Raw genomic sequence first — 16,683 nt, forward strand, 5'->3', positions numbered from 1 at the left:
TTGCGGGAGTGGCTCAGTGGTAGAGCATCGCCTTGCCAAGGCGAGGGTCGCGAGTTCGAATCTCGTCTTCCGCTCCATTTCGATTTGGCGACATAGCCAAGTGGTAAGGCAGAGGTCTGCAACACCTTCATCTCCAGTTCAAATCTGGATGTCGCCTCCAAGGTCTCTTAGGAGACCTTTTTTGTTATTTAATTTTTTATTGTAAAACAATAAGATTTTTACATACTTGTCTAAAGTAAAAGTGTGGAGTTCTTATTGTGAAAGGAGTAATTATGAAATTAAAAACGCTCTTAGAAGATTTAGAAATTTTGGAAATAAAAGGGAATTTAGATATTGAAAAAGAAATTCAAAAGATAGAATATAATTCAAAAAATGTTTCAGAAAATGACATTTTTGTTGCAATAAAAGGATATAAGACTGATGGACATATTTATATAGAGTCTGCTAAAAAGCAAGGTTGTTATGCTTGTATAGTTGAAGATTTTGTTGATGTAGATGTGGCTCAAATTAAAGTCAAAAATTCAAGAGCGGCACTTTCAAAAGTTTCTCATAATTATTATGGAAAACCAAGTGAAGATTTGGACATTATAGGAATTACTGCTACAAACGGCAAAACTACAACGAGTTTTATGTTAAAGAAGATTTATGAAGAAGCAGGGTTAAAAGTTGGAATTATAGGAACTGTTTATGTTAAAATTGATGATTTTATGATTCCGTCTTATTTAACAACTCCTGAAAGTTTGGATTTACAAAAATATTTAAGTATTTTTAGAGAAAGAAAAGCTGATAAAGTTATTATGGAAGTTTCTTCTGCTGCTTTGGAATTAGATAGAGCTAAAGATGTTGATTATAATATTGTTAGTTTTGGTAATTTAAGTAAAGAGCATATGGAGCAACATGGTAGTTATGAAGCATACAAGAGGGAAAAATCCAAGCTGATAACGGAAGCAAAAGAACATCAAATTGCCGTTTTAAATTTTGATAATCCGGAAATTAAAGAACTTGCCTCAAAAACTAAAGCTAAAGTTTTTTCTTTTTCATTGGATGATTCTTTAGAAAATTTTTCTATGAAAAATTTAGATTTATCAACAGGTCGTGGTAAGTTTGATTTTATTATCAATAGAGATGTTGAAACTAAAAGTGGAATTTTGAAAAAAGGAGAATTCCACGTTGAGTTAAATACGGCAGGATTTAGTTCAGTAATGAATTCAATGGTAGCCATATCTATTTCTCTTTTAGATGGAATAGATATAGTAACAATTCAGAGAGCTTTAAGGATTTTTAGAGGTGTAGAAAGAAGATTTGAAATTATCTTTGAGAAAGATTTTAAAATAATTGATGACCATTTTGCCAATGAGGTTAATATTGATGTTACTCTTGAAACACTTTGTAAAATGAAATATAATGATATAAAATTTTTATATGCAATTAGAGGGAATCGTGGAGTGGAACTAAATGAAGAAAATGCATTGAAAATCATTGAATGGAATAATAAATTAAAATTAAGTGAAATATATGCAACTTTGAGTAGGGATACTGTTACTTGGAAAGATGAAGTTTCTGATGAGGAAAGAGATATATTTTTAAAAATAATGAAAGAAAATAATATAAAAGTTCATTTGTTTGATACATTAAAAGAAGCGGTTGAAACTGTTATTGATATTGCACAAAAAGATGATGTGGTTATGTTTGCCGGTTGTCAAGGAATGGATAAGGCAGGAAGAATTGGACTTAATTATATTTTGGAAAAAAATAACTCTTATGATAGAGAAGAAATTTTATTTCCATTAAAAGACAGGATAGTTTAGCAGTTTGTAAAAAGATATGTAGTATGTTACAATAAATTTTACAATAGTATGATATATAATCGGTGATCGATTTAATAAGGAGAAATTATGTGCGGATTTGTAGGATTTTACAGTAAGGATATAAAAGATGAAAATGTAATAAAAGAGATGAACAGTCAAATAATTCATCGTGGTCCGGATAGTGACGGATATTATTTTGATAACGGAATCAATTTTGGTTTTAGAAGACTTAGTATAATTGATTTACATGAAGGTTCTCAACCGATTCTAAATAAAAATAATGATGTGGCTATAATTTTTAATGGAGAAATTTATAATTATCAAGAAATTAAGGATGATTTGTTGGAAAAAGGATATAAATTTAAAACAAATACTGATACTGAAGTTATTTTACACGGATATGAAGAATATGGTGAAGAAGGTATTTTGTCTAAATTAAGAGGAATGTTTGCCTTTACTATCTGGGATAGTAAAAAAGAAAAACTTTTTGGAGCAAGAGATCATTTTGGTATAAAACCATATTATTACACAATGATAGACGGAGATTTTGTTTTTGGTTCAGAAATAAAATCATTTTTGAAATATCCAAAATTTAAAAAGGAAGTTAATGAAAAAGCACTTAAGCATTATTTAGTTTTTCAATACAATCCATTAGAAGAAACTTTTTTTAAAGGTGTAAAGAAACTTAGACCCGGACATTATTATATATTTGAAAATGGTAAACTTGAAATAAAGAGCTATTATAATTTAACTCTTGATTACAAGGAAATGACTTTTGATGAAGCTGTAAGCAAGATAGAAAAAGAAGTTGAAGAATCAGTTAAGTATCACAAGATTAGTGATGTTGAAGTTGGCTCTTTCTTGTCAGGTGGTGTTGACTCAAGTTATGTTGTTGCGACAGCAATGCCTAATAAGACTTTTTCTGTAGGATTTGATAATAAAGGCTTTGATGAAACAGTTTATGCAAAAGAACTTTCAGATAGACTTGGAATAGAAAATTTTTCTAAAATAATTACTCCCGATGAATTTTTTGACGGAATAAATAAAGTGCAATATTATTCAGATGAGCCACATGCAAATTTATCTTCTGTTGCGCTATATTTCTTATCAAAACTTGCATCTGAACAAGTTAAGGTAGTTTTATCCGGAGAAGGTGCTGACGAATTATTTGCAGGATATAATGAATATGAAGAAGCACTTCCACAAAGAATATATAAAAAATTGCCATTCTGTTTAAGAAATAAGCTATATAAAAGGTTTAAAGATAAAAAACATTTTAGTGGAAAGACAATTATTATGAAATACGGTCAAAAAGTTGAAGACAGATACATCGGTCAAGCAAAAATAATGTCTGATGAACAGGCTAATTTGATTTTAACAGAAAAGTATAAAAACTCTGAAATGGCAAAAGATTTAACTAAAAAATATTATGATGAAGTTAAGAATATGGATGATGTTTCCAAAAGATTGTATCTTGATATGAAAATGTGGATAGTTGATGATATTTTGCTTAAGGCAGATAAAATGACTATGGCAAATTCTATTGAACTTAGAGTTCCGCTTTTGGATAAAAAAATGTGGGAACTTGCCAGAACCATTCCTGTAAGGCATAAAGTTCATAATGAAATAACAAAGTATGCTTTTAGAAAAGCTGCAGAAAATAAATTGCCACAAGATTGGGCAAAGAGAAGGAAAGCCGGATTTTTAGTTCCTTTTGTTAATTGGATTAAAGAAGAAAAATATTATAATATTGTTAAAGAAACTTTTAATAAAGATTTTGTAGGTGAATTTTTCGATGTTCAAAAAATAAATGCACTTTTGGATGATCACTTTAACAATAAAGAAAATAATGGACGTAAAGTTTATACTATCTACACATTTTTAAAATGGTATGAACAGTATTTTATTTAAGAGGTAATAAAATGAATAAAGCTGTCGTTTTAGGTTGTAACTATTATATAGGTCTTAGTGTAATAAGATGTTTAGGTGTTGAAGGGGTTCATGTTGTAGCTTGTGATTATGATTTTGAAAATTCGTATGGGGCGAGGTCAAAATATATATCTGAATTTTTAAAAGTTTATAATTTAAATAAAGATGATAGGAAAACTTTTATAGAGTTATTAGAATATGGAAAAAACCAAACAGAAAAACCCGTTTTACTTCCAACTCATGACAAATATGTTGAATTTATAGACAAATATTATGATGAATTGGAAAAATATTATTTGATTAGTCAATTCAAAGAGCTTAACTCAAAACTATTGGATAAATGGACTTTATATGATATTGCTAAAGAAAACGGAGTTAAAATTCCGGCTACAATAAGTGCAAATGACGAGAATTTACTTAAAAGAATTCAAGATGAAGTTGGATTTCCTTGCATTATTAAACCCGTTGATACAGTAAAATTTACTAAGATTTTTAGAAATAAAGTTTTTATTTGTAATAATATAGAAGAGATGGAAAACGGAATCAAAAAGGCAAAAGATAATGATATAGAAATTTTTGTTCAAGAAATTGTTCCGGGTTTTGACGACTGTATGCTAACTTATGATTACTATATTGATAGAAATGGGAGAACTACTCATTATATGACTGCTCAAAAGCAAAGACAATGGCCTATAAATTTTGGTGCATCTGTTTTTACAATTCAAAAATACAATCAAAAATTGGTTGATATATCAAAGCCGTTTTTAGAAAAAATTGGCTATAGAGGTTTTGGAGAAATAGAATTTAAAAAACATGAGAAAACTGGAGAAATTTATTTAATAGAAATAAATGCAAGGACTACTAACTTTAACAATTTGATTTACAAACTTGGAATAAATATGCCTTATATTGCATATCTTGATTTAACAGGTAATTTGAAAGAAAGTGATTGTAAGTACATCGATTATGATACAAACTATGCTTTCATTTACGGGTTTGAGGATATGATTGCTATTTGGCGTTATAAGAAAACTAAACAGGTTGGAATACTAAAATCTCTAAAGATTTCATTTTCAAGAAAGTGGGCTCCTGCGATTTTTGCGGTTGATGATTTAAAACCTTGGTTTTTCTTTAATAAAATTCTATTGGGAAAAGTTTTTAGAAAAATATTTAGGAGGAAATAGTGTACAAATTAGGAGTTATCGGAGGTATGGGACCTTTAGCAACTGTTAAGTTCTACGATAAAATTGTTTTAAATACTGAGGCACATAATGATAATGAACATATTGATTTAATAGTTTTAAATCATTCAACAATGCCTGATAGAACAAAATGTATTATAGAAAATAAAGATACAGAGTTTTTAAATGAAATTAAGAAAGATTTGGAAATTCTTGAGAGAATAGGTATTGATGTAGTTGCTATTCCTTGTAATACAAGTCATTATTTTTATGATGAATTTAAAAACTTTACAAATTTAAAAATTATAAATATGATTGAAGAAACAATTTTAGAAATAAAAAGAAGAGGAATAAAAAAAGTTGCAGTCTTTGGAACACTTGGAACACTAAATTCAAAAGTTTATAATAAATATGCAAAAGAAAATGGAATAGAAGTAAAAGAATTATCCCTAGAAGATAAAAAAACTGTTATGGATATTATTTACAAGATTAAGGAAACAAATAATTTAGAAAGCAAAGATTTTGTTGAAATTTTAAATAGATATTGTAATGATAAAACTATCGGAATAATAGCCTGCACAGAGCTTAGTCTTTTGGATATTCCTGAAAATCTAAATACAATTGACGCTTTGGATGTTCTTGTAAATAAGAGTATTGAATACAGTGGAGCAAAGATAAAAAATAAATATAAAAATTAAAAATATTTTAATTTCATTCATAAGTACAGACATTTTTTGCCTGTATTTTTTATTGTGAAATAACAATAATTTAGTTTTAAATTAATATAAATAATTACGAAAATTGAGCTAAATTCTTATTATCAAAATGATAAAAAATTTTTTTAAAAAACTTTATTTTTTTATTATTTGGGTATATAATGGTTGTGAATGATAAAATAATAGGAGGATAAAGAAATGAAAGATTTTAAAAGTTTAAATGTTTATTTATCAGACATGGCGGTTATGAACACTAAATTGCATAATTTGCATTGGAATGTAGAAGGAAGAAATTTCTATCAAACACATATTTTTACAGAAGGATTATATGATAAATTCTTCGAATGGTATGATGAAGTTGCTGAAGCAATTAAAATGAGAGGTGGATTCCCATTTGCATCATTAAAAGAATATGTTGCTAATGCTACTGTTAAAGAATTAGAATCTAAAAAGGTAACAGTTGATGAAGTTAACGAAATAGTTATGAATGATTTAGCAGATCTTAAAGAAGAAGCTACTAAAATTAGAGAAGAAGCTGATAATGATGGAGATTTCATAATTGTTTCAATGTTAGAAGATCAAATTGGAGAACTAGAAAAGAATATTTGGTTCTTAAGAGCTTCAAAACCTTGCTGTAAATAAGAAATGATATTTTAGAGTGATTTAGGTTGAGGAATTAGTCCTCAACCTTTTTTTGTGAAATAACAAGGTTATCAATAACTCACCCGATGTAAAATATTGTGGAAGGATAAGGCTCTTATTTAAAATTTAATTTTTTACAGTTGACTTTTTTTACTAAATTTAATATAATTTATTCACTAGATATTTAGTGATGATAAGAAATAGTAAATTATTTATGTATATTTAGAGAGAAGTTGTTTGGTGAAAAACTTTTATGCAGATAATTGAACCTATCTTGGAGCTTGTATTAAAAATACAGGGTTGTGCCTTATAGCTTTTGAGTATAAATTAGAGTGGTACCACGGCTTTCGTCTCTTGGAGATGATTGCCGTTTTTTTATTAATCATAGAAGCCATTTTATAAAAATCATCACAAAAATTACTTTATAATTACGGAGGAAATTTATTATGAAAATGAAGAGATACTATATGCCAACACTTAGGGAAGATCCACAAGAGGCAGAAATTATAAGTCATAAATTGCTTTTAAGAGCCGGAATGATTAGAAAGAGTGCTGCAGGAATTTACTCCTATCTTCCTCTTGGTTACAGAGCAATTAGAAAAGTTGAAAATATTGTAAGGGAAGAAATGGATAGAATGGGTGGATATGAAATTTTAATGTCTGCACTTCAGCCAAAAGAAATATGGGAAGAATCAGGAAGATGGCAAACTTTTGGACCAGAAATGTTTAAAGTTAAAGATAGAAATGAAAGAGAATTTTGTCTAGGACCTACTGCTGAAGAATATTTTACAACTTTGATAAGTGGAGAAATTAAAAGCTATAAACAATTACCTTTAAATATTTATCAAATTCAAACAAAATATCGAGATGAAAAAAGACCACGTTTTGGTATAAACAGAGCCAGAGAATTTTCAATGAAAGATGCTTATACTTTTGATGTAAGCCCTGAAATGATGATGGAATCTTATAAAGAAATGTGGAAGGCATATGAAAAAGTTTTTAATAGATTAGGCCTTAATTATAAGATTGTTGCCGGAGATGCCGGAGCAATGGGAGGAAACAGTTCACATGAATTTATTGCTCTTTCTGATGTTGGAGAAGGAGTTATCTGTTACTGTGACGAAAGTGGATATGCTGCTACAGATGAAAAAGCAGAAGTTATTTACAAAGTTGACGAAAGTGGAGATGAAAAGGAACTTGAATTAGTTTATACTCCAAACTGTAAAACGATAGAAGATGTCGCAAACTTTTTAAAACAAGACGCTTCAAAATGTATTAAGGCGATAGATTTGATTGTTGCAGGAGAACCAATTATAGTATTTGTTCCGGGAGATAGAGAGCTTAATATGACAAAACTTTGTGCTTATCTTGGTATTCCAGAACATGAAATTGAAATGATGGACGAAGAAACTATTATAAAAATTGGATCATCAGCTGGATACACAGGACCAGTAAACTTGAAAGTAAGAAAGATTTTAGATAAGAGAGTTACTCTTATGAAAAATACTGTAGTTGGTGGAAATAAGGAAAATCATCACTATATAAATTGTAATTTTGGAAGAGATTTTGATGGAGAAATTGCAGAAGATTTACTTATGGTTCAAGAGGGAGATGTTTGTCCTGTAAGTGGACATCCTTTGAAATTTGCAAGAGGGATAGAAGTTGGAAATATCTTCCAACTTGGAACAAAATATTCTAAGGCTTTAAATGCAACTTTCTTGGACGAAAATGGTGTTAGTCAATATTTCTGGATGGGAAGTCATGGTATTGGTATTACAAGAAGTATTACTGCGATTATTGAACAAAATAATGACGAAAAAGGAATTATTTGGCCAATTCAAGTCGCACCATATCACGCAATAGTTACAGTTGTAAATATTAATGACGAAGATCAAATGAAACTTGGAGAAAAAATTCATGATGAATTGGAAACTCAAGGTGTTGAAGTTATGCTTGATGATAGAAAAGAAAGAATAGGCGTTAAATTTAATGACAGAGATTTAATTGGTATTCCTTTAAGAATTACTGTTGGTAAAAAAGCTAACGAAAATATAATCGAATTTTCAACAAGAAGAGAAATGGAGAATGTTGAAACGACTTCTGAAGATGCAATTAATAAAGTTGTAGAAGAGGTTAGAAAGATAAAATAATATTTAAATACCACGTATTTTTATGTGGTATTTTTTCCAATTAATTATATCTTATTTTTTCTATTTAATTGGGTATCATATAAATGATTTATATTAATTTGGCGATTAGGAGTTTTTTATGGATAGTGATTTCAATACAAAAATTCAAAAACAAAAAATAAGTCGTGAAAGACGAAAAGAATTAAAAAATAGATTAAAAAAAGAGTTGCGAGATAGGATGAGATTCGTCTATATAGCTTCTTTTTTGTCTTGGATTCAGTTCTTGATGAGAATTATTTCTTTTGGCTTTATAGCAAAGGGATTTTCTAATTTATATAATAAAATAGATTTTAATCTTTTTGCTTATGTTGTAATTGCAATCGGATTAAATATTTTCGGTTTTTGGATTTCTATTTTTGCTAAGAGATACCAAGGAGTAGCTTCTCAATTTGCGAGAGATAATTTAAAAGTTAAATTTTTTGATGCCTTTTCTAAAAGTGATGAAGAAGTCTTTAAAGGCTATTCAACAGCAGATGTACTTACAGTTGCATCTCAAGGAATTGACAGTTTAGATACTTTTTACAGTAATTATTTGACAACAACTTTAAGAACATATTTTAATTGTGCAACAATTTTATTGATTGTAGCTTTTATCTATCCTTTGGGTGGTTTGGTCTTTTTAGTTAGTATTCCTTTTATTCCTGTTTCAATAGTGTTAATACAAAAGCGTTCAGCAAAGATTATGCAACATTATTGGTCAACTTATATGGATGTAAGTAATTTATTTATGGATGATTTAAAGGGATTAAATACTCTTTATTCTTATAGTGCTGATGCTATTTATGAGAAAAAATTTAATGAATCTGCTGAAAACTTTAGACTTTCCACTATGGAACTTTTAAAATTTCAACTTCAATCCGTTGGATATATGGATGGAGTTATGTATCTTGGAATTGCAATTTCAGGATTTTTAGCGGTTCTTTCAGTTTCAAAAGGCAATATGTCAATTTTTAATTTTATATTCTTTGTTTTGATTGCAACTGAATTTTTTACTCCAATTAGAGAATTGGGATATTGCATGCATTTACTTATGATGAATACTAAAATGGCAGATAGAATTTTTACTTTTTTAGATAGTGTTAAGTTAGAAAAGAAAAAAGATATCTCAAATATAGAATTGAAAAGCATAGATAATATTGAATTTAAAAATTTATCTTTTTCGTATGATGATAGAAATGTTTTAAATAATATTAATTTAAGTATCACTAAAGGCAGTTTATTTGCAATAGCAGGAGAAAGTGGACTTGGAAAGAGCACATTTGCTAAAGTTTTGTTTAAAAATCTTGATGATTATTCCGGAGAAATATTAATTGATGGGAAATCCTTAAGAGATTTCTCGAAGTCAGATATAAATGCATTAGGTTTTTATGTATCTCCTGATTCTTATGTCTTTAATGAAAGCATTATGGATAATTTGAAAAAAGCTACAAAATTATCTGAACACGAGATATTAGAATGGATTGAAGAAAAAAATATTTTAAAATTTGTAAAGACTTTGCCTGACGGTTTTAATACAATTATTGGAGAAAACGGAAAATTGATTTCTCCGGGACAAAGGCAACAGATAATTTGTGTTAGAAGTTTACTTGCAAATAGAAAAATTTACATTTTTGATGAAATGACATCAAGTGTTGATACCGAAAATGAAATAGCAATTTTGGATTTAATCAAAATGATTTCAAAAAATTCCATTGTTATGTTTATTTCTCATAAGATGAAACAAGTTAATAAAGCAGATTTTGTTTTATTTATGGGAAAAGAAAAAAGTTGGGATTTTGGGAAACCGGAAGATTTATACAATTCAAACTTTGAATATAGATTATTATTAGATAAACAAAATGAAATGGAGGAAATTTTAAATGAAAGATAGTTTAAGATTAGTAGCTAGACTTATAAATTTTATGAAAAAATTACTTCCGGTAATTTTGTTAGCTGTATTTTTTGCAGTTTTTGGATTTTTAATTACTGTATATATTCCTGCAAAAATTATTTCATTAGGATTTGATGCGGTTAATGGAGAAAAGTTAAAAATAATATCTTTAATAATTTTAGTTGTTCTTGCAATTTCAAGAGGACTTTTCAGATATGGAGAACATTATTTTGGACATTACGTTGCGTTTAAAGTTTTAGCAGATTTTAGAAGAGAAATTTTTTCAAAACTTAGACGACTTGCTCCGTCAAAACTTGATTCTCAAGATAGTGGAACTCTGTTGAAACTAATAGGCGAAGATGTAGAAGCTTTAGAAGTTTTCTTTGCTCATACCTTAGCACCTATTACAACAGGGACTATTGTTTCAATAATTTTAATTATTTATTATTTACAATATAATTTACTTTTAGCTTTAATTGCAATTATAGTGTATTTTACACTTGCTGTTATTATACCTAATATATTTTCAAATAAATTAAAACCACATCTTGAAGTTCAACAAAAATATAGAAAATCATATACTTCATACTTTTTAGAAAGTTTAAGAGGTATGAAAGATTTACTTCAACTTGGAGTTGAAAAAGAAAGATTTAAAAACTTATCAAAAGAAAGTCGAATTGTAAATAAAAAAGAAAGAAATGTTGCAAAATTAAATTTCTTACAATTTTTATACAGTTTTTTAACAATAGGTTTCGGTGTTTTGGCTTTTGCTTTTGTAGATTTTATACTTGTAAATAAAAATGTAATTAGTGTAAAAGATGCAGTAATTACATTGGTAGTTTTTAGTTCATCATTTGCTCCATTTTTAGAACTCAGCAGACTTCCTCTAGGACTTGGTCGTGCATTACAAGCTGCAAAACAAACTTTTAGTTTATTAGATGAAAATGAGCCTATTGGAAATGATGGAAATAAAGAAATTGAGAAATTAAATGAAATAAAATTTGAAAATGTTGATTTCTCTTATCCTAATAGAGATAAGAATATTTTTGAAAATTTGAATTTACATTTTGAAGATAAAAAAATTGTCGGACTTGTTGGAGAAAGTGGATCCGGAAAAAGTACATTGATGAAAATGGTAATGAAATGGTATATGGCTAAATCCGGAAAAATATTTTTAAATGATGAGGATATTTTAGATATAGACAGTAGAAAACTACAAGAAAAAATTGCTTATATTCCACAATTTCCACAAATTTTTTCTCAAACAATCAGAGAAAATTTAGTTTTAGGAAACGATAAGATTACTGATGAAGAAATTTTAGAAATTGCTGAAAAATGTAGATTAAAGGATGTAATTTTATCAACTGAAAATGGACTTGATACTAAAATAAATTCTGAAAAAATTATTTTTTCAAGTGGAGAAATGCAAAGACTTGAACTTATGAGAGCATTATTAAAGAGGGCTGATGTTTATATTTTTGATGAGCCTACAAGCAATTTAGATACTTTAAATGAATCAATAATTTTGAATTTGATTAAAGAAAATTGTAAGGGAATGGTATTTTTGATCTCTCACAGAATGAGTACTGTATCATTTTCAGATGTTGTGTATAGAGTGGGAAATGGTAAATGCTTTAAAATATAGCCTTGAAGATTAAGATGAAATATGTTATCATTACCATATTAAAGATATGAGGGGTAATATATGAAAATTAAATTTGTAAAATATACTTGGATTATAATAGGACTGATATTTTTTGCAATAGGAACTATTGGAGCTTTTTTACCGATACTACCTTCATTTCCATTCTATATGATAACATTGTATTGTTTTGCAAGAAGTTCTAAAAGATTACATGATTGGTTTGTTGGAACTAAATTATATAAAAATAATATAGAAAAAATTGCAAATAGAAAAGGACTTCCACTAAGACAGAAAGTAAAGATTATAATATTTTTCACCTTGACAATGGGAATTGGATTTTATTTTATGAAAAATACAAAAATTGGACGAATTATATTAGGAATAGTTTGGGTTTTCCATGTTATATATTTTGTCTTTGGGATTAAGACAATAAAAAGTAATGAAAATGAAATAGAATATATAGAAGCTGATATGAATTAAGAAATTCATATCAGTTTTTTATTGCGAAACAACAAGGTTCCCGGGAACTCACCCGATGCGAAGCATCGTGGAAGGGTGGGGTTCTTATTTTTTAAAAAATTTTTTTAAAAAATTTTTTTAAAAAATTTAAAATTTTTTTGTTCTACTTATTGATATAAAAATAATTACAATGGATTTCAGAAGAAAAAATGGGTAAATATACTATATATAGTAGCTACACGGTTTGTTGACAATATATATTGTTGATGATATAATCTTACTATCGAGCATTTACGAAGTATTTTTGGAGGTAGTATGATGATTAAAGTAATAAAAAGAAATGGTCAAGAAGTAGATTTTGATGCTAATAAAATTGCAATAGCGATAAATAAAGCTATGCATAGCAGTACAGGAGTATATGAAGAAGGATTGGCAGAAAAGATTGCATCAGAGATAGAAACTTTTGCAACAACAATCGGAAAGAAGATGAGTATATATGATATAGAAGATCATGTTTACTACAGCTTAATTAAATATGGAAATCCTGCAACCGCCAGAGCTTATGAAAACTATAAGGCTGTGCAAACTTTTAAAAGACTTAAAAATACTACTGACGAAAGTATTTTAGGTCTTCTGGATAAGACGAATTTGGATGTTATAAATGAAAATTCAAATAAAAATGCTATTCTTGCATCAACTCAAAGAGATTTGATTGCCGGAGAAGTTTCAAAGGATATAGCAAGAAGAATGTTAATTCCTGTGGATATTGTTCAGGCTCATGACGAAGGAGCCATACATCTTCACGATATGGACTATTTAATTCAACCTATGTTCAATTGCTGTCTAGTTAATATTGGAGATATGCTTGATAATGGAACAGTAATTAATGGTAAAATGGTTGAAACTCCAAAATCTTTCCAAGTTGCTTGTACAGTTATGACTCAAATAATTGCACAAGTAGCATCAGGTCAATTTGGTGGTCAAAGCTTAAATGTTGCTCATCTAGGAAAGTATCTAAGAAAGAGCTATGAAAAACATTTAAAACTTGCAAAAGAAATTTTAACTGATGAAAAAGACATTGAAAATATTGCAAGAGCAATGACTAAGAAAGAATTGGAAGCAGGTATTCAAACTATTCAATACCAAATAAATACTTTGATGACTACAAATGGACAAAGTCCTTTCGTTACTCTTTTTATGTATGTTGAAGATGGTTTTGAATATGAAGATGAAGTTGCACAAATTGTTGAGGAAATAATAAAACAAAGATTAGAAGGAATTAAAAATGAAAAAGGTGTTTATATCACACCTGCTTTCCCTAAATTGATTTATGTTTTAGATGAAAACAATGTAAGAGAAGATAGTAAGTACTATTATTTAACAAAACTTGCTGCAAAATGTACTGCAAAGAGAATGTATCCTGATTATATCTCTGCTAAAAAACTTAGAGAACATTATGAAGGAAATGTATTCGGACCTATGGGTTGTAGATCATTCTTAGCGCCTTATAAAGATGAAAATGGAAACTATAAATTTGAAGGTAGATTTAATCAAGGTGTAGTAAGTTTGAATTTACCACAAATAGGAATTTTAAATGCGGGAAATGAAGAAGGTTTCTTTGAAATGTTGGATAAAAGACTTGAAATTGTAAAAAAAGCACTTTTATTCAGAAATTCACTTCTTCAAAATGTAAAGAGCGATAATTCTCCTATTCATTGGCAATATGGAGCAATTGCTAGACTTAAAAAAGGTGAAAGTATTAAAAAATACCTTGAAAACGGATATTCAACTCTTTCTGTAGGATATATCGGATTATATGAAGCTACTATGTGTGTAAAAGGCGTTAGTCATACAACTGAAGAAGGAAAAGAATTTGCTCTTAAAGTTATGAGAAAAATAAAAGAAGCGGCTGACAGTTGGAGTGAAGAAACAGGAATGACATTTTCATTATATGGAACTCCTGCTGAAAGTTTAACTCACAGATTCTGTTCTATAGATAGAAAGAAATATGGAGAAATAAAGGATATAACAGATAAGGGATATTATACAAATAGTTATCATGTTGATGTTAGGGAAAATATTTCAGTTTTTGATAAATTCAGATTTGAAGAAGATTTCCAAAAATTGTCAACAGGAGGTTGTATTTCTTATGCGGAAATTCCTAATATGAACCATAATGTTGAAGCTGTTGAACAAATGATTAGATTTATCTATGATAATATTCAATATGCTGAATTTAATACAAAATCAGATTATTGCCATGTTTGCGGATTTGATGGAGAAATAATCATAAACGAATATAATGAATGGGAATGTCCTCAATGCCATAATAAAGATAAGCAAAAAATGAATGTAACTAGAAGAACTTGTGGCTATCTTGGAGAAAACTTCTGGAATGAAGGAAGAACAAAAGAAATAAAGTCAAGGGTTCTTCATATATAGTGAGGGATTAAAATGAGATATGGTCAGATAAGATCTTATGATGTTGCAAATGGTGTTGGTATCAGAACTAGTATTTTCGTAACTGGCTGTACACATAATTGTAAAGATTGTTTTAATAAAAAATATATGGATTTCAATTTTGGAGAGCTTTGGACTAAAGAAACTACTAATTTAGTCATAGACTATTTGCGTGATAAAAATGTTTCTGGTCTTACTTTGCTTGGTGGAGAACCAATGCAAAACGCAAAAGAACTCCTTGAGATTGTAAGAGATATTAAGAAAAGTGTAAATAAAAATATTTGGATTTATTCAGGATATACTTTTGAAGAAATTCTTGAAGATGATGATAGATTCGAGCTTTTAAAAGAATGTGATGTTTTGGTTGATGGAAGATTTGATTATAGATTAAAAGACTTAACTTTGAAATTTCGAGGTTCTTCAAACCAAAGAATTATAGACATAAAAAAGACAATTGAAACCGGAAATATTGTACTGTTTATGGAGTAAATATGTTAGAGAAAAAAATATTAAATATTTCGAAAATTGAAAATACAGATAAATATGATAGAAAAAAAGTCGGATATCTTTCAGGAATGATAGGAACATTTTTAAATGTTACTTTGGGAGTGTCAAAATTTGTTATTGGAATTTTAGCAAATTCAGTTTCAATAACGGCTGATGCAGTAAATAATTTCTCAGATGCAATTTATTCCTTTGCAACAGTTTTAGGCTTCAAATTTTCTTCTGCACCTCCGGATAAGGATCATCCTTATGGACATGGAAGAGTTGAATATATAACTACCTTAATAATCTCAATGATGGTTATGATTGTAGGAGTTCAATTTGCAAAGACATCTATCGAAAGAATTATAAATCCTGAAAAAATTATAATGGGTAAAATAGGAATTGCTTTTTTAGTAATTTCTATTTTTGTAAAACTTTGGATGAGTTTATTCAATAGAAAACTTTCTAAAGCAATAGATTCAAGTATTTTGAAGGCTACTTCAATTGACTGTTTGAGTGATGTTTTTACAACTTCAGTTGTTTTAATTGCAATGATTTTTGCTAACTATACTACTTTTCCGGTTGATGGAGTTGTAGGTCTAATTGTTTCTGCATTTATTCTATTCTCAGGTTTCTCTTTGGCAAAGGAAACAATTAGCCAACTTATTGGAGAGGCACCAAGTGTAGAATTGATAAAGTCAGTTTTGACAGACATTGAAAAGCACAAAGAAATTTTGGGAATACACAATTACACTTTTCATAGATATGGACATCTTAAAACAATAGCAACTGTTGATGTTGAAGTTGATTCGGAAATGAGTTTAATCAAAGCTCATAATCTTATGAGTTTGATTGAAAAAGAAATTTATGAAAAATATGAAATTGTATTGGTAATCCATGTTGAGCCTGTTGGTGGAAACTTTACGGAAAGAGAAATTGAATTAAAAGAAATTACTGAAAATTGGAAAAATCAGTTTAGTTATATAAAATCAATGCATGACTTTGCAATTTACAAACAGGGAGATAAGTACTTTGTAGGATTGCAATTAGCATTAGACGGAAACAAATTAGATAAAAATTTTGACGAAAATAGTTTAAAATCAGAGCTTGAAGAACTGATAAAAAATTATGATGAAGAACTAAAAACTTCAATAACAATTTTATATGAATATTTTTAAAATAGCACCTCGGTGCTATTTTTTGTATAAGTTGACGTCTATGTAATTTTTTTATATAATCAAGGTAATAATCTGTTGTTTAGATATAGGTATATTTTAGAATTAATATTTAAGGAGAGA

The 16,683-nt window shown here is 28.3% G+C and carries 12 protein-coding genes and 2 tRNA genes; all 14 read left to right on the top strand.

Annotation, left to right across the window (positions count from 1 at the left end; translation table 11 throughout):
• Positions 1 to 2 precede the first annotated feature (2 nt).
• A tRNA-Gly gene (locus VJI94_RS05585) sits at positions 3 to 77 on the top strand.
• A 9-nt stretch (positions 78 to 86) separates the two neighbouring features.
• Positions 87 to 160, top strand: a tRNA-Cys gene (locus VJI94_RS05590).
• Between the two features lie 112 nt (positions 161 to 272).
• Complete coding sequence (locus tag VJI94_RS05595; RefSeq protein WP_324008655.1) at positions 273 to 1,808, top strand: UDP-N-acetylmuramyl-tripeptide synthetase; 1,536 nt, start codon at positions 273 to 275, stop codon at positions 1,806 to 1,808.
• A gap of 87 nt (positions 1,809 to 1,895) precedes the next feature.
• Positions 1,896 to 3,719 carry an asparagine synthase (glutamine-hydrolyzing) gene (gene asnB, locus VJI94_RS05600; RefSeq protein ID WP_324008656.1) on the top strand — a complete coding sequence of 608 codons (1,824 nt, stop codon included), beginning with the start codon at positions 1,896 to 1,898 and terminating at the stop codon, positions 3,717 to 3,719.
• Positions 3,720 to 3,730: 11 nt separating this feature from the next.
• Positions 3,731 to 4,921, top strand: a complete 1,191-nt coding sequence (locus tag VJI94_RS05605; RefSeq protein ID WP_324008657.1) for a D-alanine--D-alanine ligase — start codon at positions 3,731 to 3,733, stop codon at positions 4,919 to 4,921.
• Positions 4,921 to 5,616, top strand: coding sequence for an aspartate/glutamate racemase family protein (locus VJI94_RS05610; RefSeq protein WP_118058521.1), 696 nt, complete (start codon positions 4,921 to 4,923; stop codon positions 5,614 to 5,616). Before VJI94_RS05605 ends, VJI94_RS05610 begins: the two co-directional genes overlap by 1 nt.
• 216 nt (positions 5,617 to 5,832) lie before the next feature.
• The gene (locus tag VJI94_RS05615) at positions 5,833 to 6,276 is read left to right on the top strand and encodes a DNA starvation/stationary phase protection protein (protein ID WP_324008658.1); all 444 of its coding nucleotides are present in this window, start codon (positions 5,833 to 5,835) and stop codon (positions 6,274 to 6,276) included.
• A 446-nt stretch (positions 6,277 to 6,722) separates the two neighbouring features.
• A complete protein-coding gene (locus tag VJI94_RS05620; protein ID WP_324008659.1) occupies positions 6,723 to 8,426 on the top strand; it encodes a proline--tRNA ligase in 1,704 nt (567 codons plus the stop codon).
• 118 nt (positions 8,427 to 8,544) lie between these two features.
• Positions 8,545 to 10,335: an ABC transporter ATP-binding protein/permease gene (locus VJI94_RS05625; RefSeq protein ID WP_324008660.1), complete on the top strand. Its 1,791-nt coding sequence runs from the start codon at positions 8,545 to 8,547 to the stop codon at positions 10,333 to 10,335.
• Entirely contained in the window at positions 10,325 to 11,980 is a 1,656-nt protein-coding gene (locus VJI94_RS05630; RefSeq protein ID WP_324008661.1) for an ABC transporter ATP-binding protein, read from the top strand. The genes VJI94_RS05625 and VJI94_RS05630 overlap by 11 nt, the downstream gene beginning before the upstream one ends.
• A gap of 60 nt (positions 11,981 to 12,040) precedes the next feature.
• Positions 12,041 to 12,460 carry a YbaN family protein gene (locus VJI94_RS05635; RefSeq protein WP_324008662.1) on the top strand — a complete coding sequence of 140 codons (420 nt, stop codon included), beginning with the start codon at positions 12,041 to 12,043 and terminating at the stop codon, positions 12,458 to 12,460.
• Between the two features lie 297 nt (positions 12,461 to 12,757).
• A complete protein-coding gene (gene nrdD, locus VJI94_RS05640) occupies positions 12,758 to 14,881 on the top strand; it encodes an anaerobic ribonucleoside-triphosphate reductase (RefSeq protein ID WP_324008728.1) in 2,124 nt (707 codons plus the stop codon).
• Between the two features lie 12 nt (positions 14,882 to 14,893).
• On the top strand, positions 14,894 to 15,388 hold the full coding sequence (gene nrdG / locus VJI94_RS05645; RefSeq protein ID WP_009354965.1) for an anaerobic ribonucleoside-triphosphate reductase activating protein: 495 nt from the start codon (positions 14,894 to 14,896) through the stop codon (positions 15,386 to 15,388).
• Positions 15,389 to 15,390: 2 nt separating this feature from the next.
• Positions 15,391 to 16,563: a cation diffusion facilitator family transporter gene (locus VJI94_RS05650; RefSeq protein ID WP_324008663.1), complete on the top strand. Its 1,173-nt coding sequence runs from the start codon at positions 15,391 to 15,393 to the stop codon at positions 16,561 to 16,563.
• Positions 16,564 to 16,683 lie beyond the last annotated feature (120 nt).

The sequence above is a fragment of the Parvimonas sp. D9 genome (genome assembly GCF_035282565.1).
GTDB lineage: Bacteria > Bacillota > Clostridia > Tissierellales > Peptoniphilaceae > Parvimonas > Parvimonas micra.

Coding starts and splice junctions, on each gene's coding strand:
- VJI94_RS05595 (WP_324008655.1), top strand. CDS start 273: ATGAAATTAAAAACGCTCTTAGAAGATTTAGAAATTTTGGAAATAAAA.
- asnB (WP_324008656.1), top strand. CDS start 1,896: ATGTGCGGATTTGTAGGATTTTACAGTAAGGATATAAAAGATGAAAAT.
- VJI94_RS05605 (WP_324008657.1), top strand. CDS start 3,731: ATGAATAAAGCTGTCGTTTTAGGTTGTAACTATTATATAGGTCTTAGT.
- VJI94_RS05615 (WP_324008658.1), top strand. CDS start 5,833: ATGAAAGATTTTAAAAGTTTAAATGTTTATTTATCAGACATGGCGGTT.
- VJI94_RS05620 (WP_324008659.1), top strand. CDS start 6,723: ATGAAAATGAAGAGATACTATATGCCAACACTTAGGGAAGATCCACAA.
- VJI94_RS05625 (WP_324008660.1), top strand. CDS start 8,545: ATGGATAGTGATTTCAATACAAAAATTCAAAAACAAAAAATAAGTCGT.
- VJI94_RS05630 (WP_324008661.1), top strand. CDS start 10,325: ATGAAAGATAGTTTAAGATTAGTAGCTAGACTTATAAATTTTATGAAA.
- VJI94_RS05635 (WP_324008662.1), top strand. CDS start 12,041: ATGAAAATTAAATTTGTAAAATATACTTGGATTATAATAGGACTGATA.
- nrdD (WP_324008728.1), top strand. CDS start 12,758: ATGATTAAAGTAATAAAAAGAAATGGTCAAGAAGTAGATTTTGATGCT.
- nrdG (WP_009354965.1), top strand. CDS start 14,894: ATGAGATATGGTCAGATAAGATCTTATGATGTTGCAAATGGTGTTGGT.
- VJI94_RS05650 (WP_324008663.1), top strand. CDS start 15,391: ATGTTAGAGAAAAAAATATTAAATATTTCGAAAATTGAAAATACAGAT.